Source organism: Terrisporobacter muris (assembly GCF_024621905.1).
GTDB classification, from domain to species: domain Bacteria; phylum Bacillota; class Clostridia; order Peptostreptococcales; family Peptostreptococcaceae; genus Terrisporobacter; species Terrisporobacter muris.
Genome location: NZ_JANKBY010000586.1, coordinates 1 through 1,167, shown reverse-complemented (window position 1 = coordinate 1,167; position 1,167 = coordinate 1). Strand labels below are relative to the sequence as shown.

At 29.0% G+C, this 1,167-nt stretch carries 1 protein-coding gene; it reads left to right on the top strand.

What is annotated here, in order from left to right:
- Window positions 1-170: 170 nt before the first annotated feature.
- Window positions 171-1,167 (top strand): bifunctional DNA primase/polymerase (locus tag NSA58_RS20450; protein WP_257560954.1); only part of this gene is annotated, 997 nt, incomplete at its 3' end.

Here is a 1,167-nt window from a genome sequence, read left to right as displayed (position 1 = left end):
CTTTTTTTGAATTTACATTTTCTTATAAATTGAAATTAGACACAAAAAAACATAGATGCTATTATAATGTTGTAGCCGACATAAGGGCTAAAAAATAGTAAGGAAGGAGTTATAAAATAATAATAAACTTGCACATTGACAATTTAATATAAAATCTTAGGAGGTAATCTATGGAACAAATTTTAAACCAAGCAAGATATTATGTGGAACAAAATCTACCCATAATACCTTGCAAGTATAAGGAGAAAAGACCTTTAAAAAAAGCTTGGGCTTCTTGGGCACAAACTACGGATTATGATCTAAATGACTGGATTAATCAATATAAAGAATTTAATATTGGTTTAGTTATGGGATCTAACTCTGGAATAATTGGTATAGATATAGATGGTAATGAACAATATGAGTACTTCAAAGAAAAATTAGGTGTTGATTCATTTGAAACATGGCAATATAAAACTTCAGATGGAGGAATGAGGTTACTTTATAAAATTCCAGAAGGTATGGAAATAAAAAGTAAAGCTATCAGATTTGAGGGAGAACATCAAGAAATTGCATTATTATCTAATGGAAAACAATCTATACTACCACCCTCGGTTCATCCAAATGGTCATAGGTATGAGTGGATAGAAGGGAGGTCACCTTTAGACATTAAAATGTCTGAAATTTCAGATAATATATTGGTTTTTTTTATTAATAAGAATAATAAAAAAAAGTCTAATAAGTCCAAAAAGAAAGAGTCTATTAATAGTAAGCCAACTACCATTTATAAAAGTAATGATATATATACCAATTACATAATTCATAAGTTTGCTAATAAGTGCTATAAGTTCAAACAGGCTATTATAACACAGAAAAAAAGTGGATTACATGAAGAGTTATGGTACAGTTGGATATCAGTGCTTATTAATTGCGGACAAGAAGGAATTGCTAAAATTTTTTCGAGAATATCTAGTAAACATAATCAAAGAAGTGAAGAAAGAATAGATACTCTAATATCAGAAGGAGCGCTTCCTATTAGATGCTCAACATTTGGTTGTGATAGTTGTGATATAATGTCATGCTTTAATAGCATTAATTATAATGATGAAGAGGAAATGATAAATAGTCCAGCTTCATATCTGAATACAATAGGGAAATTTATGCCACCTAGTAATGAAGTATATAATG